This window comes from Arthrobacter sp. yr096, from assembly GCF_900108925.1.
Taxonomy (GTDB): Bacteria; Actinomycetota; Actinomycetes; order Actinomycetales; family Micrococcaceae; genus Arthrobacter.
Genome location: NZ_FNYI01000003.1, coordinates 547,459 through 569,266 on the forward strand (window position 1 = coordinate 547,459; position 21,808 = coordinate 569,266).

Annotated in this window: 24 protein-coding genes; 9 read left to right on the top strand and 15 right to left on the bottom strand. The window is 60.9% G+C overall.

Annotation, left to right across the window (positions count from 1 at the left end):
• Nucleotides 1-11 precede the first annotated feature (11 nt).
• The 5 genes from iolD to BMY91_RS10400 all read right to left on the bottom strand — a co-directional run bounded on the left by iolD (nucleotide 12) and on the right by BMY91_RS10400 (nucleotide 5,395).
• Nucleotides 12-1,958 carry a 3D-(3,5/4)-trihydroxycyclohexane-1,2-dione acylhydrolase (decyclizing) gene (gene iolD / locus BMY91_RS10380; RefSeq protein WP_177179895.1) on the bottom strand — a complete coding sequence of 649 codons (1,947 nt, stop codon included), beginning with the start codon at nucleotides 1,956-1,958 and terminating at the stop codon, nucleotides 12-14.
• A 6-nt stretch (nucleotides 1,959-1,964) separates the two neighbouring features.
• On the bottom strand, nucleotides 1,965-2,927 hold the full coding sequence (locus tag BMY91_RS10385; RefSeq protein WP_090821542.1) for a Cgl0159 family (beta/alpha)8-fold protein: 963 nt from the start codon (nucleotides 2,925-2,927) through the stop codon (nucleotides 1,965-1,967).
• Nucleotides 2,924-3,943 carry a 5-dehydro-2-deoxygluconokinase gene (gene iolC / locus BMY91_RS10390; protein ID WP_090821544.1) on the bottom strand — a complete coding sequence of 340 codons (1,020 nt, stop codon included), beginning with the start codon at nucleotides 3,941-3,943 and terminating at the stop codon, nucleotides 2,924-2,926. Before iolC ends, BMY91_RS10385 begins: the two co-directional genes overlap by 4 nt.
• A gap of 206 nt (nucleotides 3,944-4,149) precedes the next feature.
• A complete protein-coding gene (locus BMY91_RS10395) occupies nucleotides 4,150-4,554 on the bottom strand; it encodes a tautomerase family protein (RefSeq protein WP_090821546.1) in 405 nt (134 codons plus the stop codon).
• 55 nt (nucleotides 4,555-4,609) lie between these two features.
• A complete protein-coding gene (locus BMY91_RS10400) occupies nucleotides 4,610-5,395 on the bottom strand; it encodes an RNA polymerase sigma factor (protein ID WP_090821548.1) in 786 nt (261 codons plus the stop codon).
• 95 nt (nucleotides 5,396-5,490) lie between these two features.
• Here BMY91_RS10400 and BMY91_RS10405 point away from each other — a divergent pair, with 95 nt between their 5' ends.
• Nucleotides 5,491-6,474 carry an Lrp/AsnC family transcriptional regulator gene (locus BMY91_RS10405; protein WP_090821550.1) on the top strand — a complete coding sequence of 328 codons (984 nt, stop codon included), beginning with the start codon at nucleotides 5,491-5,493 and terminating at the stop codon, nucleotides 6,472-6,474.
• A 72-nt stretch (nucleotides 6,475-6,546) separates the two neighbouring features.
• Here the strand turns inward: BMY91_RS10405 and BMY91_RS10410 are convergent, their stop codons facing one another.
• From BMY91_RS10410 to BMY91_RS10420, 3 genes are all read right to left on the bottom strand, one after another.
• Nucleotides 6,547-6,975 carry a VOC family protein gene (locus tag BMY91_RS10410; protein ID WP_090821552.1) on the bottom strand — a complete coding sequence of 143 codons (429 nt, stop codon included), beginning with the start codon at nucleotides 6,973-6,975 and terminating at the stop codon, nucleotides 6,547-6,549.
• Between the two features lie 90 nt (nucleotides 6,976-7,065).
• Entirely contained in the window at nucleotides 7,066-7,521 is a 456-nt protein-coding gene (locus tag BMY91_RS10415; protein ID WP_090821554.1) for a VOC family protein, read from the bottom strand.
• A gap of 143 nt (nucleotides 7,522-7,664) precedes the next feature.
• Nucleotides 7,665-8,042, bottom strand: coding sequence for a VOC family protein (locus tag BMY91_RS10420; protein ID WP_090821776.1), 378 nt, complete (start codon nucleotides 8,040-8,042; stop codon nucleotides 7,665-7,667).
• Between the two features lie 132 nt (nucleotides 8,043-8,174).
• Between BMY91_RS10420 and BMY91_RS10425 the strand changes: the two genes are divergently transcribed.
• Both BMY91_RS10425 and BMY91_RS10430 read left to right on the top strand, forming a co-directional pair.
• A complete protein-coding gene (locus tag BMY91_RS10425; protein ID WP_090821556.1) occupies nucleotides 8,175-8,564 on the top strand; it encodes a DUF3054 domain-containing protein in 390 nt (129 codons plus the stop codon).
• A 72-nt stretch (nucleotides 8,565-8,636) separates the two neighbouring features.
• Entirely contained in the window at nucleotides 8,637-8,915 is a 279-nt protein-coding gene (locus BMY91_RS10430; RefSeq protein WP_090821559.1) for an Lrp/AsnC family transcriptional regulator, read from the top strand.
• Nucleotides 8,916-8,951: 36 nt separating this feature from the next.
• Here the strand turns inward: BMY91_RS10430 and trpD are convergent, their stop codons facing one another.
• Nucleotides 8,952-10,010 (bottom strand): anthranilate phosphoribosyltransferase, encoded by a 1,059-nt coding sequence (gene trpD / locus BMY91_RS10435; RefSeq protein WP_090821560.1) that lies wholly within the window; start codon nucleotides 10,008-10,010, stop codon nucleotides 8,952-8,954.
• 148 nt (nucleotides 10,011-10,158) lie between these two features.
• Here trpD and BMY91_RS10440 point away from each other — a divergent pair, with 148 nt between their 5' ends.
• From BMY91_RS10440 to BMY91_RS10455, 4 genes are all read left to right on the top strand, one after another.
• Nucleotides 10,159-10,797, top strand: coding sequence for an aa3-type cytochrome oxidase subunit III (locus BMY91_RS10440; RefSeq protein WP_090821562.1), 639 nt, complete (start codon nucleotides 10,159-10,161; stop codon nucleotides 10,795-10,797).
• A gap of 88 nt (nucleotides 10,798-10,885) precedes the next feature.
• A complete protein-coding gene (locus tag BMY91_RS10445; RefSeq protein ID WP_090821564.1) occupies nucleotides 10,886-11,674 on the top strand; it encodes a cytochrome bc1 complex diheme cytochrome c subunit in 789 nt (262 codons plus the stop codon).
• Between the two features lie 97 nt (nucleotides 11,675-11,771).
• Nucleotides 11,772-12,842, top strand: coding sequence for a cytochrome bc1 complex Rieske iron-sulfur subunit (locus BMY91_RS10450; RefSeq protein ID WP_018777679.1), 1,071 nt, complete (start codon nucleotides 11,772-11,774; stop codon nucleotides 12,840-12,842).
• Nucleotides 12,820-14,493 (top strand): cytochrome bc1 complex cytochrome b subunit, encoded by a 1,674-nt coding sequence (locus BMY91_RS10455; RefSeq protein WP_090821566.1) that lies wholly within the window; start codon nucleotides 12,820-12,822, stop codon nucleotides 14,491-14,493. Before BMY91_RS10450 ends, BMY91_RS10455 begins: the two co-directional genes overlap by 23 nt.
• Before the next feature lie 88 nt (nucleotides 14,494-14,581).
• Here the strand turns inward: BMY91_RS10455 and BMY91_RS10460 are convergent, their stop codons facing one another.
• Nucleotides 14,582-15,370 carry a GntR family transcriptional regulator gene (locus BMY91_RS10460; protein WP_090821567.1) on the bottom strand — a complete coding sequence of 263 codons (789 nt, stop codon included), beginning with the start codon at nucleotides 15,368-15,370 and terminating at the stop codon, nucleotides 14,582-14,584.
• A 156-nt stretch (nucleotides 15,371-15,526) separates the two neighbouring features.
• Here BMY91_RS10460 and BMY91_RS10465 point away from each other — a divergent pair, with 156 nt between their 5' ends.
• Entirely contained in the window at nucleotides 15,527-15,820 is a 294-nt protein-coding gene (locus tag BMY91_RS10465; RefSeq protein ID WP_090821569.1) for an HPr family phosphocarrier protein, read from the top strand.
• A gap of 92 nt (nucleotides 15,821-15,912) precedes the next feature.
• Here BMY91_RS10465 and BMY91_RS10470 read toward each other — a convergent pair whose 3' ends face one another.
• The 5 genes from BMY91_RS10470 to BMY91_RS10490 all read right to left on the bottom strand — a co-directional run bounded on the left by BMY91_RS10470 (nucleotide 15,913) and on the right by BMY91_RS10490 (nucleotide 21,083).
• Nucleotides 15,913-16,314: a cytochrome c oxidase subunit 4 gene (locus BMY91_RS10470; RefSeq protein ID WP_090821571.1), complete on the bottom strand. Its 402-nt coding sequence runs from the start codon at nucleotides 16,312-16,314 to the stop codon at nucleotides 15,913-15,915.
• Nucleotides 16,311-18,032 (bottom strand): aa3-type cytochrome oxidase subunit I, encoded by a 1,722-nt coding sequence (ctaD, locus tag BMY91_RS10475; protein WP_090821573.1) that lies wholly within the window; start codon nucleotides 18,030-18,032, stop codon nucleotides 16,311-16,313. The genes BMY91_RS10470 and ctaD overlap by 4 nt, the downstream gene beginning before the upstream one ends.
• 10 nt (nucleotides 18,033-18,042) lie before the next feature.
• Complete coding sequence (gene coxB, locus BMY91_RS10480) at nucleotides 18,043-18,912, bottom strand: aa3-type cytochrome oxidase subunit II (RefSeq protein ID WP_090821575.1); 870 nt, start codon at nucleotides 18,910-18,912, stop codon at nucleotides 18,043-18,045.
• A gap of 183 nt (nucleotides 18,913-19,095) precedes the next feature.
• Entirely contained in the window at nucleotides 19,096-19,485 is a 390-nt protein-coding gene (locus tag BMY91_RS10485) for a HesB/IscA family protein (RefSeq protein ID WP_090821577.1), read from the bottom strand.
• 164 nt (nucleotides 19,486-19,649) lie between these two features.
• On the bottom strand, nucleotides 19,650-21,083 hold the full coding sequence (locus tag BMY91_RS10490; RefSeq protein WP_090821578.1) for a dipeptidase: 1,434 nt from the start codon (nucleotides 21,081-21,083) through the stop codon (nucleotides 19,650-19,652).
• Nucleotides 21,084-21,196: 113 nt separating this feature from the next.
• On the opposite strand from BMY91_RS10490, the gene BMY91_RS10495 reads away from it, so the two are divergent.
• A complete protein-coding gene (locus BMY91_RS10495; protein ID WP_090821580.1) occupies nucleotides 21,197-21,790 on the top strand; it encodes a DUF3043 domain-containing protein in 594 nt (197 codons plus the stop codon).
• Nucleotides 21,791-21,808: the final 18 nt, after the last annotated feature.

Sequence of the window (21,808 nt, forward strand, 5' to 3'; positions counted from 1 at the left end):
GTGAGCGGTAATCAGCCGAGCAGCTTGCGCTGGCGGCTCTTGTGGTCGGTGTAGGTCTCGTAAGCCCGTTGGGTGGATTCAAGGTCTGAGACCTGCGAAACGGGAACGTCCCACCAGGACTCGGAGCTCGGGGCGTCCAGCAGAGGATCAGACTCGATATGGATGACGATCGGGCCTGACTCCGGGGCTGCCTTGGCTTCCTTGATGGCGGCGCCGAGCGCGTCAATGACGTGCTCCCCTGGTTCGATCCGGATAACTTTCGCACCCAGGGATTCCGCGTTGGTGGCGAGATCGATGGGAAGGTTCTCGCCGGCGTCGAAACTGTGCCGTTCCTTATCCAGGACGCGGTACTGCGTGCCGAAGCGCTGGGAGCCCAGGGACTCGGACAACGACCCGATGGAGGCGTAGCCGTGGTTCTGAATAAGGACAACGATCAGTTTGATGCGTTCGGCGACGGCGGTGACCAGCTCGGTATGCATCATGAGGTAGGAGCCGTCCCCCACCATGACCACCACGTCCCGATCAGGGCCACCGGCAGCGGCTTCGGCCAAGGCTGCGCGCTTGACCCCCAGACCACCGGGAATTTCGTAACCCATGCAGGAGTAGGCGTATTCCACGTGGTAGCCAAACGGGTCACGGACGCGCCACATCTTGTGCAGGTCACCAGGCAGGGAGCCGGCGGCACAGATGACAACGTCGTGGTCATCCATGGCCTTGTTGGTGGCACCGATGATCTCGTTCTGGGCCGGAAGCGGCGTGTAACGGGTCTCGAAGGCCTCGTCCACGATTCCGTCCCAACGCTTCTTCTCCGCCGCTACCTTCTGTTCAAGGTCAGCACCCACGCGGTAGCCGCCCAAGGCCTGGTTCAGCTTCACCAGGGCCTTCCGGGCGTCCGCGACGATCGGCAACGTGGTGCCATGCTTGTAGGCGTCGATTGGGGCAACGTTGATGTTCACGAACTTCACGTCCGGGTTCTGGAACGCTGTCCGGGACGCAGTGGTGAAATCCTCGTAGCGCGTGCCGATGCCGATGATCAGATCCGCTTCGGCCGCAATGGCGTTGGCCGCCGTCGTTCCCGTTGATCCAATGGCACCGAGGGAGAACGCGTGGTCCCATGGCAACACACCGACGCCTGCCTGCGTATTGCCCACCGGAATGCCGGTCAACTCAGCAAACTTTGCCAGTTCCTGGTTGGCGTAGGCGTAGAGGACGCCACCGCCGGCGATGATCAGCGGGCGTTTGGCGGCGCGGATGGCCTGCGCAGCACGGCGGATATCGTCGTCATCGGCTTCGGGCCGGCGGATCCGCCATTCACGCTCGGACAGAAACTCTTCCGGGACGTCGAAAGCCTCGGCCTGGACATCCTGCGGCAGGGAAATTGTCACAGCACCAGTCTCGGCCGGGTCCGTGAGAACCCGCAGACCGTGGTGGAACGCGGAAAACAGTTGTTCCGGCCTTGAGACCCGGTCAAAGAACTTGGACAGCGGCCGGAAAGCATCGTTGACAGTGATGTCGTACGCGTAGGGCAGTTCCAGCTGCTGCAGCACTGGGTCGGCAGCGCGCGTGGCGAAGGTGTCACTGGGCAGCAGCAGCACCGGCAGGCGGTTAGTGGTGGCCAACGCCGCACCGGTCAGCAGATTCGATGAACCCGGACCGATGGAGGTGCTGATGGCGAACGTCTGACGGCGACGGGTGTGCCGGGCGTAACCCACGGCTTGGTGCACCTGGGCCTGCTCATTGCGGCCCTGGTAGTACGGCATGATGGTCGGATCGGCAGCCTGGTACTGCTTCAAGGCCTGTCCTACGCCGGCAACATTGCCGTGCCCAAAAATACCGAAGGTCCCTGGAATAAGGCGCTCACGGTAGTCCTGGCCACCGATGGAATCCACGGTGTACTGCTTGGAAAGGAACTCGACCACGGCCTGCGCCACAGTCATCCGACGGGTTGGTGTTCCCATGGGTCTTTACTCCGATACTTTCACGGGGATGCGGTCTGACAAGGTGCGCTCAACAGCAGCGTCCTGCTCGGGCGCAGTGTTATTCAGCAGCGAAGCGGCCGTCGCAACGGCGCCTGCTACGTCGCCGTCACGCGGGTACAACAAAGTTCGCCCGACAGTCAGGCCGCGAACGCCAGGCAGGGCCAGGGCCGCTTGCCAGCTGGCGAAAACTTCATCCTGGGTCCCCGTGGGGTCCCCACCCAGCAGCACAGTGGGCAGCGTGGTGGAGGCCATGACACGTTCCATTTCATCCACCACCGGCAGTTTCATCCATGTGTAGGCACTGGTGGAGCCCAGGCCCTCGGCGATGCCGACGGACTTGATGACAGCGTCAGCGCGGAGATCGTTGCGGACCTTGCCGTGGGAATCACGAATGGAGAGGAATGGTTCCACCATGGCGATGAGCTTGCGTTCGGCCAGCGAATCGATGGCCTTGGCCGTTGCTTCGAGTGTTGCCACGGTGTCCGGGTCGCCCAGGCAGATCCGTGTCAGCATTTTGCCGCCATCGGCACCGAGAGCCCGCAAAGCTGCTGCCGTGTGCCCGGTGAAACGGTCATCGAACTCGTTCACTAGGCCGGCCAGTCCTCCCCGGTTCATGGAACCGAACACCAGCTTGCCTTCCAACGCGCCCAGGAGCAGGAGATCGTCCATGATGTCCGGCGATGCCAGGATGCCGTCCACTGCCGGGTTGGCCAAGGCGATCTGCAGCCGGTCCAGCAGGTCGCGGCGGTCTGCCATCGCCATCGGTTCCGAGCCGACGGACAGTGCTCCGCGTGCCGGGTGGTCGGCCGCGACGATGAAGTTCTGGGTGCCGTGCTTCAGGCCCGGATGCTTGCGGCGGGTGGCTGCAGCGCGGGCCACGGCCTCGGGGTCCTCCAGCCTGATCCGGCTCAAGTGCTCGTAGCGGCGGGGGTCATCGTTGAGGCTCAACGCACTGCTCCTTCTGCAAGGGTGGACGATGCAAGCGTTGCGCCGGGGATGGGCCGGCCACGTTCGGCGAGCAGCGAGGTGACCTCATCCGGCGTCGGCATCGCATCCGCGCACGAAAGACGGGAGGCCACGATTGCTCCCGAAGCGTTGGCGTAATCCAGAACCTCGGATAGCGGCCAGCCGGACAAGAGCCCGTGGCAGAAGGCACCGCCGAAAGAGTCACCGGCGCCCAATCCATTGACCGTCTCCACCGGGACGGGCGCAGACACGACCCGCTCGGTGCGTGTTTTGGCCATGACGCCTTCCGCGCCAAGCTTCACGACGGCGATCTCGACGCCGGCCGCCAGTAAGCGATCCGCCTGTTCGTCGGGTGTGCCCTCACCTACGGCTACAGCGCACTCCTTGTCATTGCCTATGGCAACAGTGACATGCGGGAGGATTTTGGCGACCTCGGCGCGGGCTTCCTCTTCGGAGGCCCAGAACATGGGGCGGTAATCCAGGTCCAGGATGGTGAACTGACCTTCCTTCAGGCCAGTCCGGGGACGTGCCTGATGCGCGGCGATATGCGCACTGCGGCTGGGCTCCTGACAGAGGCCGGTCACAGTTGACCAAAAGATTCCTGCGTTCCTGATGGCATCCAGGTCCAATTCAGCGGCTTTGATCTGCAGGTCCGGCGCCGTAGGGAACCGCCCGTAGAAGTAGAGCGGAAACTCGTCGGTTGCGGGCTTGATCGCACAGAACGTTACAGCAGTTGGGTATTCCCGGACCGGGGCCACGAACGAATCATCAACATTAAACTTGTGCAGTTCGCGATGAAGGTAGCTGCCGAAAGCATCATCACCAGTGCGGGTGATGACACCCGCGCGTCGGCCGTGGCGCGCAGCGGCGACGGCCACGTTGGAGGGCGAGCCTCCGAGGTACTTGCCGAAGGACGTCACGTCCTCCAGGTCCACTCCAATGTCATTCGGGTAGATATCAACGCTGATGCGCCCGATCGTGAGCAGTTCGTGGGTCACGGTGATCGCGGACCTTTCTGTAGTGAACTCTGCCGGGACATTGAGAGCTCCGGTGCCTGGATGGACCGCACGTGAGCGGGGCCACAACCACTACTCTGCACCACAATTCATGTCCTGTCAAAGGTTTGTACTGACATATTTACAACGAAACGTAGTCCCTGCGGAGAATCACAAAAGAGAGCCCCTGCAGAGCGCGCCGGGCAGGACTATTTTGCCGGTACGGCCAGTTCGCCAGTGAGATATTGGGCCCGGCCAAAGCCGAAGGACCAGTCGCTGGCACTGTTTTCAACGTATCCAAGGAAGACATCTTCGCCAGCGACGCCAGCGCCGGCCAGGCTCGCTGCGATGGCAGCATAGAGCTCCTCTTTGGCAACCCGGCCCCGGCCTTCCTGAGTGAAGATCTGAATCATCACCACACCATCTGTCCGCTCGAATCCCAATCCCGCATCCTGGGCCACGATCTGGCCAACGGCATGCTCGGTGACGATATGGAAATAGTCACGTTCCGGAATCCCATACTCGGCAATGATGGCATCGTGGATGCAGCGGCTCAGCCTTGCAAGCTCTTCAGGGCTTCTGCCTTCGTTGACGTCGATTCGAACAAGAGGCATTTCAGTCCCTTTCATTAGTTTGTCCTGACATACTAACAAGGAACCAAAGGTCGCGCTAGCCGAATGCCTTCCGGCGATCCTGCCGACTGGAACTTCCTTCCATGGCCGAGTGGATGTCCTCAAGGTGCCTCAACGCCTCTGCGCAGCTTCGGCAGGCCGCAACATGGCGCGCCACACGATCGCGTGCGGCTTTGCGTACGGCGTTACGGACAAATTTGCCCAAGTGCCGCGAGAAGTCCGTGCAAGAGTTATTGGGCGATTCAGCGACGTGTTCTTGAAGGTACGCCTGCCGCAGGCCCTCCCGCGCCCTGATCAACAGTGCAGAGACTCCGTTCGGACTCAGTTCCATCACACGTGCCGTCGCAGCAGGCTTCAGGCCCTCCACGTCAACGCACCAGAGAACGGCACGCCACCGTAACGGCAGCGTACGGAAAGCACGCATCAGGATCGTTGTTTCGAATGCCTTGATGGTCACGTCCTCGTCCAATACCAGGACGTCCATCATGCTGCCGTATCTAAAGGTTGCAGTCCTCCGCCCCTGAAGGTTTCTGCGGTAAGCCGTACGCCTCACGGTGGTAGTCAGGTAGGCCTGAAATGATTCCCTGGGTCCCCCACCCGCACACAAAGACTTGAGGACGCTGGCGAATGCTTCCGCTGCAATATCCTCGGCTTCGTCGGAATTGTCGGATTCTGCGCGCGCCACATATCGGGCCACTGCATAGTGCCGCCTGTACAGCTCCTCGAAGGAGGCAAGATGGCCAGAGCGCACCAAGTCAACCAGCTGCGAGTCGTCCGGCATTTCGTGGGCGTGATCATCTAAGGACGCGGCTTTGGGCGACATGGCTGCCTTTCAAGGAGTCTGGGGCGGGCCAAACGTAGGCAGCAAATGGTTGAATACACTCACGGTGCAGGCTTTCCGCGAAATGGGGGCGATCAATGCAGGATTATGATCTCGACGAGCGGGATCTTCGCCTTCTGCACGCACTTCAGCTCCGCCCCCGGGCACCATGGGCGGCCTTGGCGCCTGTAGTTGGGGCAGACGCAGTCACACTCGCAAGACGCTGGAACGCTCTCCAGGAGTCAGGGCTTGCGTGGATTACGTCCTACAGGGGCCCCGGGGCGAAGTACACCGGAGCAATCGTGGAGATAGCCTGTGCACCGTCCAGCGTCGCTTCTGTGACCGAAGACCTTGCCCGCGACGACGAGGTTCTCACCATCGACCAGACCGCAGGAGGCAGGGATCTGGTGGTGACCCTCTTGTGCTCAACCGATACAGATCTTGGAAGGTTCGTCCTGGACCGACTGCCCGCAGTGTCCGGAATAACCAGCACCCGCACCCACCGGGGCATCAGGCTTCTGGCCGATGCGCAGCGGTGGAGGTTACGTTCCCTGCCCGAACGGGAAATCCAGCAGCTTGAGATGAGCCTTCCCCATGCAGCCGCCCCACAGAGAGGAGTTTCAGCGGCCGTGGAACAAGGGGTCGTCGATATCCTGCGCATTGACGCACGGGCCTCCCTCTCCCGGATATCCGAAGAGCTGGGCGTCTCCCCATCCATCGCCAAGAACGCGCTGGCCACCGTTATGGCCGGCAAACGCCTCGTCCTGAGGTTGGAAGTAGCGCGTACATACTCGCCGTGGCCCGTGGCGGTCTGGTACTTTCTCAGGGTTCCGGCCACTGAGGTCGAACACGTTGCTGCGAAGCTGGTAGGCCTGGAAGAGATGCGACTGGTCGCTACGACGGGAGGGCTCTACTCCATCCTGATGAATGTGTGGCTCCGCCGCGTAGAAGACATGACGGTCCTTGAACGGCAACTCGGTGAACGGTTGCCGTTCGCCGAGATAATGGACCGTTCCCTCGTGTTGCGTACTCCCAAGCATATGGGCCAAAGGTTGACGCCGGATGGCCGGCGCATTGTCTGATTCAAGGAAAACGAATGCCCCGCCCGGGAAACTGGGCAGGGCATTCGTCTGGGTAATCACACTGGACAGTGGCTACTGTTCTTGTGGTGCACCAGCGATGTTCACCAGCCACGCGATTCCAAACTTGTCCACGCACATCCCGAAGATGTCACCCCACGGTGCCGCTTCGAGCGGCACGGTGACCGTACCGCCGTCGACGAGTTTCTCCCAGTAGCCACGCAGCTCGGCTTCATCAGCCGATTCGCCGCTCAGCGACACGGACACGTTGTCACCGGGGTTGTATTCCATGCCGTTGGGCGTATCCGCGGCCATAAGGGTCAACCCACCTGGCGTTTCCAGCATGGAGTGCATCACCTTGTCGGCTTCCGCCGGATCCTGGCTTGCCTGATAGTCACCAAAAGTGCTGATGTTCAGCTCTCCGCCAAAGACGGATTCATAGAAAGTGATGGCTTCCCGGGCGTTGTCCCGGAATGAGATGTAGGGGTTGAGGCGGGTTGTCATTGGTGGATTCTCCTCATGGTTGTGTGGTGCATGCGCACTTCACCGTGCCGCCATGCTAACAGCGCCACATGGCGCCTGTCCCCCGAATTTCTAGTCGCCGTCGTAGGCCTTTTGGAGGGCGTTAATGTCCAGTTTGCGCATCTTCAGCATGGCTTCCATTGCACGCTGGGAGCCTGCCGGGTCCGGTCCAGCCAGGAGTCCGGACATGGCCGTGGGGACGATCTGCCATGACAAACCAAATTTGTCCTTAAGCCAACCGCACTGGCTCTCTTCTCCCCCCACCAGCAAAGCGTCCCAGTACCTGTCCACTTCCTCCTGGGAGTCACAGTTCACCACCAGTGAGACAGCCTCGTTGAACGTAAACACCGGACCGCCATTGAGTCCCATGAACTGCCGGCCTTCGATCTCGAACTCGACAGTGAGAACCTTGCCGTCCGGCCCTTGCATCGTTTGTCCCATGGATGAATTGTCGAACGTCGAGGTGTAGAACTCCGCGGCCTCGGCCGCCTGCCCGTCGAACCATAAACACGTGGAAATCTTCTGCATCAGCCATTCCTCCGGGATCGCCGGGGACCGCATGTCCCCTGACCGAGGCTAGTACCGCACGAACACGGACACAACGCACGACGACGACGAATCCGCCTGCCCGGATGGCGGCACCAATCGCCGGGCTGCTGAAGCACCCCGGGCTAGTCCCCCGCAGTCCGTATCCGGCTGACCAACCCCACAGTGTTGGCTTCGCTGTCCTCAATAAAGGCCATCCACTCTTCGGAATCCGGTGGCCCCAGGGTGTCGTCCTCATGCGCGTAGATCATCCGTGGATCAGCGATGTTCCTGACGCCCCGATTCCGCAGTGAGGCCACGGTTCCGTGGAGATCTGCAACCTCGAAATAAATGAGGGACGACGGAGCGCCCTTTTCCAGCAGCAGACGGACACCATCGATCTCAAAGAACAGCAAGCCCGGAGGGTCGAAAAGGGCTCTGGGCTCAACACCCAGGAGCGCTGAGTAAAAAGCAGCTGCCCTCTTGAGGTCCTCGGCCCGCTGGGCCACCTGAATGAATCTCATGGCTTCCTCCACGCTGTTTGTCCCGCCTGGCCACTTGCCAAACATCGTGGACGCCACCGCCCCTGCTTGCAAGGGGCCGGGTATATCCACCTGACTTCGCGCGGGGGTCACGGGTTGGATAGTGTCAGGAGCATGCTTTCATCCTCCAGATTGTGGATTCCTGCGGCCGGTGCCGACCTCCTGTTGATTCTTGTCTTCGCCGCCATCGGCCGTGACGCCCACGCCCGCGGAGAGATCGTCTCCGGAGCTTTCATGACGGCATGGCCATTCCTCGCCGGAGCCGCCGTCGCATGGTTTGCAGTGAGGGCGTGGCGCTCACCCTTGGCGGTGTGGCCCTCCGGCGTCTGCATTTGGCTCGGATCGGTGCTGGTCGGGATGCTGCTGCGGGCTGCCACCGGCCAGACGGTGGTCCTGCCCTTCATCATTGTGGCGTTGATCAGCCTGGGAGTATTCCTCGTCGGATACCGCGCTCTGGTTGCCTTGGTGGTGCGCGCGTCGCGGAAGCGGCAACGCCGGGTGTGATCAGGTCCGCTGTCCCATGGATGCACTACGCTGAGAACAGTCCGCAACGCAGCTTTTCCGGAAAGGCCCCACGTGATCACCGCTTTCGTCCTGATCAAGACCGATGCCTCACGCATCCCGGAGACCGCCGAGCAGATCTCGGCTATCCAAGGCATCAGTGAGGTCTATTCCGTCACGGGCGAATGGGATCTGATTGCGGTAGCCAGGGTGACGAAGCACGAAGAACTCGCGGACGTTATTGCCGACCGGCTTTCAAAGGTTGCTTCAGTGGTCCACACCACCACGCACATCGCTTTCCGTGCATACTCACAGCATGATCTGGACGCAGCTTTCGCGCTGGGATTCGAGTAATCCCGGGCGTATGCCTGGACGCGGTACCTTCGGAGGCTAACTCCTGCTGAGTGCCGTCCACTTGGCGAGGACTTCGCCAGCTTTTCCGGAGTCAATCGATTCGGCTGCCCGATCGAAGGCGGCGCGCATCCGTTCCACAAGGCTTCCGTCCGCGTGAAGATCAACAGACACCAATCCGGCAGCGGCATTCAGCAGTACGGCATCCCGCACGGCCCCGCCCTTACCAGCGAGGATCTCGCGGACCACTTGGGCATTCGCAGCAGCGTCACCCCCGCGAAGATCGGCCACGGTGGACGGTGTGATTCCCAGCTGAGCGGGAGAGAACACCTGCTCGGTAACTGCGCCGTTCCTGATCTCCCAGACGGTGGATGGACCCGTCGGGGTGAGCTCGTCCAGTCCGTCGTCGCCGCGGAACACCAGCCCTCGGCTTCCGCGGCGGGCAAGGACTCCTGCCACCAAGGGTGCCATGCGGGCATTGGCAACTCCGACAGCAGAGGCCTGGACGTGTGCAGGATTGGTCATTGGTCCGAGGAAATTGAACGCCGTGGGAACGGCAAGTTCACGCCGCGGGACCGCGGTATGCCTGAATGACGGGTGGAAGACCTGCGCAAAACAGAAGGTGATTCCCGCTTCCTCGGCGTTCCTGGCTACCTGCTCAATTGACAGGTCCAGGCGAACTCCCAGGGCTTCAAGGACGTCAGCGGAACCCGAGGTTGACGATGCAGCTCTGTTCCCGTGCTTCACCACCTTGGCACCCGCCCCGGCCGCTACAAGGGCTGCCATGGTGGAAATGTTCACTGTGTTGAGTCGGTCACCGCCGGTTCCAACGATGTCCAGCTTCTCGCCGGAGATCTCAATGGGATTGGCGTGCTGGACCATCGCCTCTACCAGACCGGCCAGTTCCTCTACCGTTTCGCCCTTGGCCCGGAGCGCCACCAGGAACCCTGCAATCTGAGCCGGCGTTGCCTCACCGGACATGATGGTGTTCATGGCCCACTCTGTGTTGCCCACCGCAAGGTCGTCGCCGTTGATCAGTGCTGAGATGAGTCCTGGCCAGGTATTGCTGGTTGCAGGAGCCGATGCCGGAGAAGTCACTCACTGATGCTATCCAGCCAGCCATGCGGATGACCAATGTGAACGAGGCCGGGAACTTTTCCGCGCGATTTCGCGTCTTTGTAGAAAAAGTCTCCCGAATCGGTGGTTTGCATTGGGAAGTCTGGACTTTTACAGACATAATGTCCTTGTGACATCTGCGACCCATGCCCCCAGTACCCCGGCGCACCCGACGCTGAACCGCCCCAATCTGGTTTCTGTTGGAACCGTTGTTTGGCTGTCCAGTGAGTTGATGTTCTTCGCCGGCCTCTTTGCCATGTACTTCACCCTGCGCTCCACATCCGGACTGATGTGGGCCGAGGAGACGGCCAAGCTCAACTTCCCGTTTGCGCTCGTCAACACCATCGTCCTTGTGGCAAGTTCGTTTACTTGCCAGATGGGCGTCTTTGCCGCCGAGCGGCTCGAACCCCGCCGTACCGGCGGTCCGCTCCAATTCACCCGCTGGGGCATGACTGAATGGTTTGTCCTCACCTTCATCATGGGTGCCTTCTTCGTTGCTGGACAGACCACGGAATACGCAATGCTCGTTTCCGAGCACGTTTCCCTGTCGTCCAACGCCTACGGCTCCGCCTTCTACATGACAACGGGCTTCCACGGCCTCCACGTCATCGGCGGTCTGATTGCGTTCCTGTTCATCATTGGCCGCGCGTTCGCAGCCAAGAAGTTTGGGCACTTTGAAGCGACGTCGGCGATCGTCACCTCGTACTACTGGCACTTCGTTGACGTCGTGTGGATCGGCCTCTTCCTGGTCATCTACGTCCTCAAGTAAGCCCGGCTTTGACTCTTTTTCTACAAGAGGCAGAATTTCAAGAAGCGGCTCGCGGAGCCGACGCAGGATCGAATAAAGGAACCACCACGTGAAGGCACTCTCGCAGAAGCGACGTCACCCACTGGCAGCCATTGCGCTGCTGTTGATGGGCCTCCTCCTCACTGGTGGGCTCTACGCCGTTGCCACAACTGTCAACCAGGCCAAGGCCGACACCACAAGCTTCAGCGCCAGTGACGTAGAAGAAGGCGGCAAACTCTTTGCCGCCAACTGCGCCACTTGCCACGGCATGGGTGCCAGCGGAACCCAGGACGGCCCCTCGCTGGTCGGCGTGGGCGCTGCTGCAGTTGACTTCCAGGTTGGTACCGGTCGTATGCCCATGCAGATGAGCGGACCGCAGGCCCAGCAGAAGCCCGCCCAGTTCAACGAGGAGCAGACCAAGCAGCTCGCTGCCTATGTTGCGTCCCTCGGCGCCGGCCCGGCCATTCCCGAGGAACACCTCCTCGATGGCAAGGGAGATGCAGCCAACGGTGGCGAACTCTTCCGCGTCAACTGCGCCATGTGCCACAACGCAGCCGCTGCCGGCGGTGCGCTGACCCGCGGCAAATTCGCCCCGGCGTTGGCGGGTGTGAGCGCAGAGCACATTTACGAGGCCATGGCTACGGGTCCGCAGAACATGCCCGTGTTCAATGACTCCAACATCACCCCTGAAGACAAGCGCGACATCATCACCTTCCTGAAGACCATCGAAGCCAACGGTTCGCCTGGTGGCGCTGACCTGGGCTCCCTCGGCCCGGTCTCTGAAGGCCTCTTCGTCTGGGTTGCCGGCTTGGGAGTCATCATCGCTTTCACGATCTGGCTGACGTCCCGCACGTCCTAGTTCCGGACACAAGAAAACTTCTGCTGCACGGTCAGCAGTTTGAAACTGAAAATAACTCGGCCCCGGTCGAGACAACGAGAGAAGGATGAGGCGAATTATGGGCAACCATAGTGACGGCAGTCCGAACCACTCGGGCACCGTAGCTACGGCTGGTCAGAATGAGGTGGAGAAGTTCCAGGATCCTGGTCTTCCTCCGCATCGTTTGCGCCTGGCTGACACGGACCCGGTAGCCGCAAAACGCGCCGAGCGTCAGGTAGCCATTCTGTTTGGCACCTCCGTCATCGGTACGCTGGTCTTCCTGGTGGCATACTTTGCCATCGACCTTGGCGACGACACCACCATTGCGACCATCCGCACCCAGAACCTTCTTCTGGGACTCGGCACGGCGTTCGCAATGCTGGGTATCGGCACCGGCATCGTGCACTGGGCCAAGGCCCTGATGCCCGATCACGAAGTGTCTGAAGAGCGTCACGCTATCCGCACAGAAGAAGATCGCCAGGCAGCTGTGCGCATCGTCGACGACATCGTCGAGGAAACCGGCATCAAGCGTCGCCCGCTGATCCGCAACACCCTTCTTGGTGCCGTTGCGCTTGCTCCGCTCCCGGCGCTCGCCATCTTTGGTGACTTGGGTCCGCGTCCGGACAAGGCTCTGGCGCACACCATGTGGGCACCAGAGGGCGGCAAGCTCAAGCGCCTGACCCGCGACCCCGATGGCACCCCCATCAAGGCCTCGGACGTCACCATTGGTTCGGCCTTCCACGTGATCCCTGAAGGCCTCAACGAACTCCACGAAGGCAAGCTGAACGAGAAGGCCAAGGCCGTGGTTCTGCTGATGCGCCTGGACCCGAACTCATTGAACCCCTCCGAGGGACGCGAAAGCTGGAGCTACAACGGCATCGTTGCTTACTCCAAGATCTGCACGCACGTCGGTTGCCCTGTTGCTCTTTATGAGCAGCAGACCCACCACCTTCTGTGCCCCTGCCACCAGTCCACGTTTGACCTCACGCAGGAATGCAAGGTCATCTTCGGGCCGGCAAGCCGTCCGCTCCCCCAGCTGCCGATTGCAGTTGACGCAGAGGGCTACCTCGTCGCAACCAGCGACTTCAGAGAACCTGTAGGACCGAGTTACTGGGAGCGTGACGAGCATGAGCGCCTCATCAACAGCTGAAGCCCCCTTCGTTCCGAAGACCAAGGTTGGTAGTTTCACCAACTTCGTGGACGAGCGTGTGGGTGGCTCCGGCATCCTGCGCGAGTTCGGCCGGAAGGTCTTCCCCGACCACTGGTCGTTCATGTTCGGTGAGGTGGCGCTGTACTCCTTCGTCATCCTGCTGATGTCAGGTACCTTCCTGACCTTCTTCTTTGATCCGTCCATGGCGGAGACCCACTACCAGGGTTCGTACACACCGCTGTACAACGTCGAAATGTCTGTTGCCTACAGCTCGTCGCTGAACATCTCCTTCGATGTCCGCGGCGGTCTGTTCATGCGCCAGGTACACCACTGGGCTGCACTGCTGTTCGTAGCATCACTGGGTGTCCACATGCTGCGCGTTTTCTTCACGGGTGCTTTCCGCAAGCCCCGCGAAATGAACTGGGTTGTGGGTGGCGTACTGCTCATCCTCGCCATGGCAGCCGGCTTCACCGGCTACTCCCTCCCCGATGACCTGCTGTCCGGCAACGGCCTGCGCATCATCGACGGCGTCATCAAGTCGATTCCGGTGATCGGTACATACACCTCCTTCTTCCTCTTCGGTGGAGAATTCCCGGGCACGGCCATCATCGGCCGACTGTATGTCCTGCACATCCTCCTGGTTCCGGCCCTCATCCTCCTGATGATCGTCATTCACCTGTTCATGGTGGTTGTCCACAAGCACACCCAGTACCCCGGCCCGGGCCGCAACGACGGCAACGTCGTTGGCTACCCCCTTGGTCCGGTTTACGCCGCAAAGGCCGGTGGATTCTTCTTCATCGTCTTCGGCGTGCTGGCGCTCATGGCAGCGGCATTCACAATCAACCCGATCTGGAACTACGGTCCATACGATCCCTCGCCGGTCTCCGCTGGTACCCAGCCTGACTGGTACATCGGTTTCGTCGATGGTGCCCTCCGCCTTATGCCGGGTGTCATCAATGACTTCCACTTCGAATGGATCATCTTTGGGCGCACGCTGACGCTGAACGTTCTCCTGCCCGCTCTTGTGCCGGCAGGCATCATCTTCACCGTGCTGTTCATGTACCCGTGGATCGAACGCTGGATCACCAAAGACAACCGCGAGCACCACGTTCTTGATCGTCCGCGCAACGCCCCTACCCGCACAGCCATCGGCGTCGCAGGCTTCACGTGGTACTGCGTGATGTGGGCAGCTGCAGGTTCCGACCTCATTGCAACGCACTTCCACGTGTCGCTGAACGATGTCACTTACTGGCTGCGGACGCTGTTCTTCATCGGCCCGGTCATTGCCTTCATCGTGACCAAGCGCATTGCGTTGGCCCTCCAGCGCAAGGACCGTGAAATTGCCCTGCACGGCCGTGAGACGGGCCGGATTGTCCGGCTCCCCCACGGTGAGTTCATTGAGGTGCACGCTCCGCTGGACGAGTACAAGCGCTATAAGCTCGTTGGATTCGAATCTCTGGCTCCCCTGCCGGCCGAACCGAACGAACACGGCGTTGTCACGCGGAAGGAGAAGCGCCGCGCCGCACTCTCCAAGTGGTTCTTCGAGGACCGTGTTGCCCCGGCAACGCCGGCGGAACTTGAGGCCGCACATGCTCATGGCCACCACGAGGCCATCGCAGCTGGTGAAGACCAGAAGAGCCTGAGCCACTAACGCCAAGCACACAGCATAAGGGAGGGGCCCGATCCATAGGATCGGGCCCCTCCCTTATGCGTCTATGCGTCGCGGGTTCCAACGGCCCCTACTGGGTGCGATATCCCGAGGAGTAGTTCCGGGTGGGACGAACACCTGGACGCTGCAGTGGAACCCATAGTTTGTAGCGATCGGCGCGGTAGTAGGAGACGGAATAGTCCACCATTGCACGGGCAACAAAGGCATGGCGTTGAATCTTTAGCAAGGGTGACCCGACGTCGACATTCAGCAATCTGGCAGTGGATGGTGATGCGGCGGTGGCCTCAATCATGTCCTCACCCCACTCCATGACCAAGCCGAACCGTTCGCTCAGCACGTTGTAGAGGGACGTCGGAGGTGCTTCATCGAGGAGTCCAGGGACCCGGTGGGCAGGAATGAAGTTCTCATCAACACTCATGGGCTCGTTGTCTGCCAGCAGCAACCGTCTGAACCGAACCAGCGGCGTGCCCTCTTCCATTTGGAGTTCACGGGCAAGGAATGCACTGGCAGCGATCTGCTCAAAGCTCAGAACCTTGGCGGCAGGCACCATGCCACGGCGCTGCATCTCCTCGCTGTAGGAGGTCAGCTTCACTTGGAGATCCAGTTTGGGCTTGCGGACGAATGTTCCGAGCCCCACCACGCGCTCGATTACTTCCTCACCCACCAGGGCATCGATGGCCTGACGCACGGTCATGCGTGCCAGTCCGAATCGGTCAGACAGGTCCCGTTCAGACGGCAAGGCAGATCCCGGAGGGCACGACTGTGCAATGAATGCCCGCAGTATCTCCCGCAGCTGGACGTAGATGGGGGTACCGCTGGTGCGGTCGATATCGCCGGCGATGCTTGATGCCTCAGCCACAGCGATGGTCCAGCAAGTGAGTCATACTTCAAGGATAAGTCAGTGCCACCGCAGGTCTAGACCACCCGCCGGCGATGTGGAACAGGAATGCAAGCGCCCGCTACGCTTGTATGGATCATTTTCTGACGGAGAGTCCGTCATAACAAAGGAGTTGGCTTGCCGGAGCAGAGGGCCGTCGTTGGCGCCGAAATCGGATTGCATGCACGGGCTGCGGCGGTGTTTGTCCGCGCTGTCACCGACACGGGCCTGCCAGTGACCATCCGCAAGAAGGATGGCCGGCCTGTGGATGCCCGTTCGCTGCTGGAAGTAATGACAGAAGACTTCGGGCACGGATGCGAAGTTTTCCTCGGGGTGGCACCCGAGGCACTCAGAGACGATCAGACCGCTGCCGGGGTCAGGAGTGCTCTCAATGCCCTGTCGGCCGTTCTTGAGGCCACTGAGGCCCGCTGAGGCACAATTCCGGCAGAGCCATGACATAGGCGTGACTTAACGACGATGGGCCCCACCTGGAGGTGGGGCCCATCGATCGTATTAGTGATTATCTAGTGTGCGTGGTCGCCACGGCTGTATTCGAAGACCCAGCCAACCAAGGCAACAAGGGCCAGCCCGCCGGCGACGTAGGTCACCCAGAAGCCAATGGCCAGGCCGAGGAAACCGCCGGCACATGCAAGGCCAAGAACCAGGGGCCACCAGCTCCAAGGACTGAAGTGCCCCTGTTCGCCTGCGCCCTCGTGGACTTCGGCGTCGGGACGGTCCTCCGGGCGCATGCCAATGCGCTTGCCGGTGAAACCAAGGTAAGCACCGATCATGCCGGCGAGGCCGCCAACCAGAAGAATCCCCAGGACGCCTACCCACTCAGACCATTCGGTCAGGAAGCCATAAGCAATGGCTACGGGAACAAAGAAGAACACTCCAGCTCCGAAGAGCCACGATTCGATTTTCATGAGCGGACGTCCCTCTGGTCGGCGTTACCCAAAACGGCTGCTGCGGGTGACGGAGCTTCGGCAGTGTGAACCTGGGCCAACTCAGGGTGGTGCAGGTCCAGCGCCGGGCGCTCGGAGCGGATACGGGGCAAGGAAGTGAAGTTGTGGCGCGGCGGCGGGCAGGACGTTGCCCATTCCAGCGAAGCACCGAAGCCCCACGGGTCATCAACTTCAACCTTCTTGTTGCTCCGCCAGGTGATGTAGACGTTCCAGAAGAACGGCAACAGAGAAGCACCCAGGACGAAGGAAGAGATGGTGGAGAACTGGTTCATCCACGTGAAGTTATCCTGCGGCATATAGTCGGCGTAGCGGCGCGGCATACCTTCAACACCCAGCCAGTGCTGGATGAGGAACGTGCCGTGGAAACCCAGGAACAGAAGCCAGAAGTGGATCTTACCAAGACGCTCGTTGAGCATCTTGCCGGTCCACTTGGGCCACCAGAAATAGAAGCCTGCGAACATCGCGAACACCACGGTGCCGAACACCACGTAGTGGAAGTGGGCCACCACGAAGTAGGAATCCGAGACGTGGAAGTCCAGCGGCGGGGAGGCCAGGATGATGCCGGTCAGGCCACCGAAGAGGAACGTCACCAGGAAGCCGATGCTCCACAGCATGGGGGTCTCGAAAGTGATGGAACCCTGCCACAGAGTACCGATCCAGTTGAAGAACTTAACACCCGTGGGAACCGCGATCAACATGGTCATGAAGGCGAAGAACGGAAGCAGCACCGAACCGGTCACATACATGTGGTGAGCCCATACCGTGACGGACAGGGCGGCAATGGCGATCGTTGCGTAAACAAGGCCCTTGTAACCAAAGATCGGCTTGCGGCTGAATACCGGGAAGATCTCGGAAACAATACCGAAGAACGGCAGGGCGATGATGTAAACCTCAGGGTGGCCGAAGAACCAGAAGAGGTGCTGCCAGAGAACGGCGCCGCCGTTTTCGGGATCAAAGATGTGCGCACCAAAGCGGCGGTCGGCGCCAAGAGCGAAGAGTGCAGCTGCCAGCGGCGGGAAGGCCATCAGAACCAGAATTGCCGTAACCAGCGTGTTCCACGTGAAGATCGGCATACGCCACATGGTCATGCCCGGAGCACGCATGCAAATGATGGTGGTAATGAAGTTGACCGCGCCAAGGATGGTTCCGAAACCGGAGAGCGCCAGGCCGAAGACCCAGAGGTCACCACCGACACCCGGACTGAACGTCGTGTTGGACAACGGCGCGTAAGCGAACCAGCCAAAGGAGGCTGCACCTTGGGGCGTAATGAACCCGGAGACGGCGATGGTGGAGCCAAAGAGGAAGAACCAGAATGCCAGGGCGTTCAAACGCGGGAAGGCAACGTCCGGAGCACCAATCTGCAGCGGCATGATCACGTTGGCAAAGCCGGCGAACAGAGGAGTTGCAAACATCAGGAGCATCACGGTGCCGTGCATCGTGAACATCTGGTTGTACTGCTCTTTGGTCTGCAGGATCTGCATGCCGGGTTCGAACAATTCGGCGCGGATCAGCAGCGCCATGACGCCACCGAGGCAGAAGAACACGAAGGACGCAATCAGGTACATGTACCCGATGGTCTTGTGGTCCGTCGAGGTGATCCAGTTGACGACGATGCGTCCCTTGGACTTAGGAACTACGGGAGCCTCAAGGGTCCCGGCGGATTGAGTGTAAGTAGCCACGTCGCTCCCCTTACTTTTCGTTCAGGTTCGGATTGCGGTCGTATTCCGCACCGAGCAGGCCCGTGTTGCCATCCTGGCGGAGTTGATCCATGTGGGCCTGGAACTCAGACTCGGAGACCACCTTGACGCGGAACAGCATTTCGGAGTGATATTCACCGCAGAGTTCGGCACACTTGCCATCGAAGGTGCCCTCCTTGGTGGGGGTGAACCTGATGTAGTTCGTCTTGCCCGGGATCATGTCGCGCTTCTGAAGGAAGGCGGGAACCCAGAACGAGTGGATGACATCGCGGGAATTCAGCTCCAGGTCCACGGACTTGCCCACCGGCAAGTACAGGGTGGGGAGAAGTTCCTTGTTGACCTCGTTGCCGGTCAGGTGAGCCTGAACGCCGGCTTCGTGGAGGTCCTCATTGATGACCTCACCCTTTTTGTAGTTGAAGTCCCAGGCCCACTGCTTGCCGCGGACGTCAACAACGACGTCGGCAGGCTGCGACCGGTCATCGATCGCGCGCTGGTCCTGATCGGTGAAGTAGAAGAACACCAGAACCATGAACAGCGGGATGGTCAAGTAGAAGACCTCGAGCGGCAGGTTGTAGCTGAGCTGCTTGGGGAATCCCGTGGTGCCCTTGCGGCGACGGTAGGCAATGATGCACCAGACCAGAAGGCCCCACGTGATGATACCGACTGCCAAGGCGGCGATCCATGAGTTGACCCAGAGGTCCATGATCCGGTCAGTGTGGTTGGTCGTGCCGCGCTCTGTAGGCAGCCAACCCTTCTCTACCTCTGGTGAACATCCGGTCAAAACCAACGCGCCGGCTAGTGCCAAGCCAGTGATCGATGTGATCTTTATGCGTCGGCTGCCGGTTCGGTTCTGCGAACTCACAGACGGCCCTTCCTCTTGTTGCTGTCTCCCGGCAGGCCGAAGGCTCACCGGGCACACTAAAAGTTTTACTACCCGATGTAGAGCTTACCGCTATCAAGCGGTTTTCGCGCACATGTCAGCGCCGTGGCTCCGATCGGTTTTAAACACGTCCGGAGTGGCGCCGACATGCAGCGATGGCTCACATCAGTGGAACGAATCACCGCAGGCGCAAGACCCGCCGGCGTTCGGGTTATCGATGGTGAAGCCCTGCTTCGAAATGGTGTCCTCGAAGTCGATGCTGGCACCGCTGAGGTAAGGAACGCTCATCTTGTCTACGACGACTTCAACGCCGTCGTAGTCACGGACTGCGTCTCCGTCAAGCATGCGCTCGTCGAAGTAAAGCTGGTAGATCAGGCCGGAGCATCCCCCAGGCTGGACTGCAACGCGCAACCGAAGGTCGGTGCGCCCTTCCTGTTCCAGGAGGCTGCGGACCTTGCCTGCGGCGACATCGGTCAGATTGACCTCGTGCGTGGGCAGTTCGTCGTTGGAGACGACCTGTGCTCCGGTGCTGTTTTCGTTGGTTGCAGTGCTCATTGGCCTACCTTCTTATGAAGCTCTTGGAGGCCGCGCCGGAACGCTGCCTGCCCTTACCCAATTACGTACGGGTTATAGCTAATGCTACGTCGCACAGACGCTTAGCTATAACTCCTGACGTAACCACAGACAGCATTTGGTTGTTCCCGGCGCGCCGTTGCAGCTTAGTCCGTCAAACCTTCGGCATTCAGGCGGGCAAGCATTAGGGATTCAGCCAGCACTGCGTGGCGGAAGTCTTCGATGTGCAACGATTCGTTGGCACTGTGCGCTCGGGAATCGGGGTCTTCAACTCCGGTCACCAGAATCTGGACGGCGGGGTACATCTCCAGAAGGTCTGCAATGAAGGGGATGGAGCCGCCAATGCCCATTTCCACCGGCTCCACGCCCCAGGACTCCCCCAGCGCCCAGAGCGCCACCCTTGCAGCAGCGGAGGACGTGTCGGTGGAGAACGCGTTGCCCCGCTCCCCCGGAGTGAACGTCACCTTGGCGCCGAACGGTGCCTTGGCTTCGACATGCTGCCTGAGGGCATCCATTGCCGCGTGCGGATCCTGCCCCGGTGCAAGCCGCATGCTGAATTTCGCCCTGGCAGCGGGAATAAGGGTGTTGGAAGCGACGTCCACGGCCGGGACGTCCATGCCGATAATGGACAATGCCGGCTTGGTCCAGAGGCGGGAGGCGATGGTTCCGCTTCCTGCCAGCTTCACGCCGTCGAGCACTGATGCGTCGGCCCGGTAGTCCGCTTCGGTGAGGTCCACCGCTACGTGGTCGCGGCCCACCAGGCCGGCAACGGCCACGTTGCCGTCGTCATCGTGAAGGGTAGCTATCAACCGGGACAAGAGCGTGGGAGCATCGAGCACCGGGCCGCCAAACATCCCGGAGTGTACGGCGTGGTCCAGAACGCGCACTTCAAACGTACCGTCCACCAGACCGCGAAGGCTGGTGGTCAGGGCGGGCACCCCTACCTTCCAGTTGCTGGAGTCGGCCACCACGATCACATCTGCCCGCAAGAGTTCCTGGTGCTCCTCAAGGAACGCCCGGAAGGTGGGTGATCCGGCCTCCTCTTCTCCCTCGAAGAAGAACGTCACGCCCAGGCCAAAGTCGTTTCCCAGCACCTTGGTCACGGCGCTGTAAGCCGCCAGGTGGGCCATGATGCCTGCCTTGTCGTCAGCCGCACCGCGGCCATACAGCCTGCCGTCCCTCTCTTCGGCGACAAAAGGTTCCGATTTCCAGAGGTTACGATCCCCCGGCGGCTGCACGTCGTGGTGCGCGTACAGCAGGATGGTTGGCTTGCCCTCAGCGGCAGGGCGGCGGGCGACGACGGCAGGACCACCGGGGGTTCCGTCGGCTTTGTCGCACCGCAGGATCCGGACGTCCTCCATACCGGCGGCCTTAGCCAGCGAAGAGACCGCTTCGGCGCTGAGATCAAGTTGCTTGGGGTCGAAGCTGGGCCACGCTATGCCGGGGATGCTGACCAGGTCTTTGAGGGAAGCCATCGTGGCCTCAAAGGAATCGTTGACCGCGCGGGTCAGCGCCTCGACGGGGGTGGAGCCGGAGTGCCGTTGCCTGTTCTGCGGGTTGTCCGCATGTGCTGAAGTCATGGCCCACACTTTACCGTCGCGTCTCCGGAGGCCGGGGCAGGCAGGGCCCGGAGGCGGACTCACGGCATGGGGCACGTAACCTGCGCCACCTCGCTGCGGGGTATTCTGTAGGGGTGTTCGGACGCAAAAAGGAAGAGCCCAGCGCTCAATCAGTAGTAGACCAGGCCTACGCCGCCACCCCGGAGCCGGGTGCGGGAAAGGGCACCCCTACGCCCAAGCGGAAGGACCAGGAAGCGGCCCGCAAGCGCCCCTTGGTGCCCAACGACCGCAAGGCTTCAAAGGCGGCAGAGCGGGTAGCCATCCAGGACCAGCGGCAGAAAATGCGGCAGGCGCTGGACACGGGTGATGAGAAGTTCCTGCCTCTCCGGGACAAGGGTCCCCAGAAGCGATACACGCGCGACTACGTGGACGCGCGGTTCAGCCTGGGCGAATACCTGATGTTTGGCGCTTTGCTGTTCGTGGTGATCTCCCTGATCATCCCGCCCACCAGCGCAGGTATCAGCTACGTCCTGGTGGGTTTCTGGATCATGTTCCTCGCGGTCTTCGTGGACGTCTTCATCCTGTCGCGCAAGCTTCGGAAGCGCCTCACGGAAAAGTTTGGCGAAGTTGAACGTGGCTCGGTCTGGTACGGATGCATGCGTGCCCTTCAGTTCCGGAAGCTCCGCCTCCCCAAGCCGCAGGTAAAGCGCGGAGAGTACCCCGCCTAACAGCCTTCAGACCTTCAA

Coding starts and splice junctions, on each gene's coding strand:
- BMY91_RS10450 (WP_018777679.1), top strand. CDS start 11,772: ATGGGCAACCATAGTGACGGCAGTCCGAACCACTCGGGCACCGTAGCT.
- BMY91_RS10415 (WP_090821554.1), bottom strand. CDS start 7,521: ATGCAGAAGATTTCCACGTGTTTATGGTTCGACGGGCAGGCGGCCGAG.
- BMY91_RS10400 (WP_090821548.1), bottom strand. CDS start 5,395: ATGTCGCCCAAAGCCGCGTCCTTAGATGATCACGCCCACGAAATGCCG.
- BMY91_RS10420 (WP_090821776.1), bottom strand. CDS start 8,042: ATGAGATTCATTCAGGTGGCCCAGCGGGCCGAGGACCTCAAGAGGGCA.
- BMY91_RS10470 (WP_090821571.1), bottom strand. CDS start 16,314: ATGAAAATCGAATCGTGGCTCTTCGGAGCTGGAGTGTTCTTCTTTGTT.
- BMY91_RS10425 (WP_090821556.1), top strand. CDS start 8,175: ATGCTTTCATCCTCCAGATTGTGGATTCCTGCGGCCGGTGCCGACCTC.
- BMY91_RS10410 (WP_090821552.1), bottom strand. CDS start 6,975: ATGACAACCCGCCTCAACCCCTACATCTCATTCCGGGACAACGCCCGG.
- BMY91_RS10485 (WP_090821577.1), bottom strand. CDS start 19,485: ATGAGCACTGCAACCAACGAAAACAGCACCGGAGCACAGGTCGTCTCC.
- BMY91_RS10490 (WP_090821578.1), bottom strand. CDS start 21,083: ATGACTTCAGCACATGCGGACAACCCGCAGAACAGGCAACGGCACTCC.
- BMY91_RS10455 (WP_090821566.1), top strand. CDS start 12,820: ATGAGCGCCTCATCAACAGCTGAAGCCCCCTTCGTTCCGAAGACCAAG.
- BMY91_RS10395 (WP_090821546.1), bottom strand. CDS start 4,554: ATGCCTCTTGTTCGAATCGACGTCAACGAAGGCAGAAGCCCTGAAGAG.
- iolD (WP_177179895.1), bottom strand. CDS start 1,958: ATGGGAACACCAACCCGTCGGATGACTGTGGCGCAGGCCGTGGTCGAG.
- BMY91_RS10405 (WP_090821550.1), top strand. CDS start 5,491: ATGCAGGATTATGATCTCGACGAGCGGGATCTTCGCCTTCTGCACGCA.